The sequence below is a fragment of the Kocuria sp. genome (genome assembly GCF_030536815.1).
GTDB lineage: Bacteria > Actinomycetota > Actinomycetes > Actinomycetales > Micrococcaceae > Kocuria > Kocuria gwangalliensis.
Genome location: NZ_JAUNPE010000286.1, coordinates 1 through 2,038, shown reverse-complemented (window position 1 = coordinate 2,038; position 2,038 = coordinate 1). Strand labels below are relative to the sequence as shown.

Here is a 2,038-nt window from a genome sequence, read left to right as displayed (position 1 = left end):
TAGAAAGCACCCCATGCTCATCCTCACCGCCGCACTGATCGCCGTCCTGGTGGGCAGCATCCTGCAGCGAGTTTCGGGTACCGGCGTGGGACTGGTGGTGGCCCCGGTGTTGTCGCTGTTGATGGGTCCCGCCACGGGAGTGCTCGTGACCAACGCGGCCACGGTGTGCTCGGGGTTCATGATCACCCTGGCTGTGCGCAGGATGGTCGAGTGGAAACACGCGGCCGTTCTGATCCTGTCCGCCATTCCCGGCGTGGTGCTCGGAGCGCTGGTGGTCAGGTGGGTCCCGGCGGAATGGCTCCAGATCGGCGTGGGCGCGGTGGTGCTGCTGGCCTTGGCCATCACCAAGTTCACTCATACTGCGGGACAGGTGAACCAGCAGAAGGCCGTGGTACCAGCCGGGCTGATCGGTGGATTCTTCAACTCCACGGCGGGTGTGGCCGCGCCGGCCATGGTCGTGTACTCGCGCATCACCAACTGGGATCAACTGCGATTCGCCGCGACCATGCAACCGGTGTTCATGTCCCTGGGGGCATTGTCCGTGGGTTCCAAGCTGATCGCGGGGGTGCACTTTGCGCTGCCGGTCCCGGTGTTCGTGGCCTTCGGTTCCCTCATTGTCACGATCTTCGTGGGCATCACCGTCGGCACGTGGCTTTCACGTCGCTTGGACAAGGCGGCAGCCGCCAACTTGGCGATGGGACTGGCGGCGGTGGGCGGCGTCGTCGTCATGGTGCGAGGCGCGCTGGGACTCTGGCTCGGGTGACGATTTAAGGTTCCCTATTACCGATTCCGGGGCGGAAAACGGGGATAGGGAACCATGAATCACGCCACTATCGCCGGGCGGGCAACTCCCGGACCTCGTGCCCCTTGCCGTACGCCATGATCCCCAAGCAGACGACGGCGATCACCGCACCGGAGAGGAACAGCCAGGGGTAGGTGGTGACCTCGGAAATCACCGCGAGCACCATGGGCACGAAGAAGCCGATGTAGGTCAGGGAGTAAAAGACCGCGGTGAGCCCGGCCAGGTCATCCACGCGCGCAATACGTTGGACCTCCTGCAGCCCGGAGACCAGCACCAGACCGTAACCGCAGCCCAGGATGGCCGCGGAGACCAGCACGACCGGCAAGGAGAGGGTGGCCGAGGCGAAGACGGCGCTGAGCATGCCGAGGACCACGGCGATCATGCCGACCACCAGGGAACGAATCGACCCGTCCCGGTCCAGGCGCTTGCCCAGCGGTTGGATGAAGAAGCCGAAAGTCAGGCAGACCAGGCACAACAGCCCTGAGAAGGCAATGCCGTAGTCCGGCCCGACCACTTCCGCCATCAATGCCGGGAGGATGGCGTAGCCGGAGGCCGCACAGCCGAAGACCCACGGAGCGGACGGTGCGACCACGAACCAGAAACGGTGTTGCTTGGCCGCGGGAATTTTCAAGTCGGACCAGAGGGAACCCACGTGCCGCCCGGTCTCCATCGTCTCCGGCGCGCCGGCCACGAGGAACACCGTGGGAATGCAGATCACAATGTTGATCAGGTACGGCAGCACGGTTTGCAACGGAGCGAACTGCGCCAACGTTGCGGCCACCGCAGCGCCCAGGGCAAAACCGGCGGTCAGGGACAGGGACGCCCGGCGCGCACCGGACACCCTTTCCGGGTGAGGTTCGTACGGGCGACCGGACAGTTCCTTGACCCACGAGGTTCCCACGGCCATGCCCAACCCGAGGGCGATACCCGAGAACACCCGGCCGATGAACAACACCGTGAGACTGCCCGAGCCCAGCGCCAAGAGTGCGCTGCCCAGCATCGCGATGATCGGCGCGGGAATCATCAGTGCTCGGCGGCCGTGCCGATCCGACAACGGCCCGCCGATCAACAGGGCGGGAACGATACCCAGCACGTATGCGGCCAGGAGCATATCCACCGAGACTTGGTCGAATCCCTCCACGTGGCGGTACATGACCAGCAGCGGTGTGAACTCGTTGCCGCCCCACGCCACCGCGAATAATCCGGCGGCCACCCGCGTCCAGGGTTTGATGTTCA

General features: G+C 65.1%; 2 protein-coding genes. One reads left to right on the top strand and one right to left on the bottom strand.

The genetic code is table 11. The features are described 5' to 3' along the window. Positions 1-763: sulfite exporter TauE/SafE family protein (locus Q4E95_RS13210; protein ID WP_368660336.1), on the top strand; the 763-nt coding region annotated here is incomplete at its 5' end. 67 nt (positions 764-830) lie between these two features. Here Q4E95_RS13210 and Q4E95_RS13205 read toward each other — a convergent pair. Continuing rightward, positions 831-2,033 (bottom strand): MFS transporter, encoded by a 1,203-nt coding sequence (locus tag Q4E95_RS13205; RefSeq protein ID WP_303383738.1) that lies wholly within the window; start codon positions 2,031-2,033, stop codon positions 831-833. Positions 2,034-2,038: the final 5 nt, after the last annotated feature.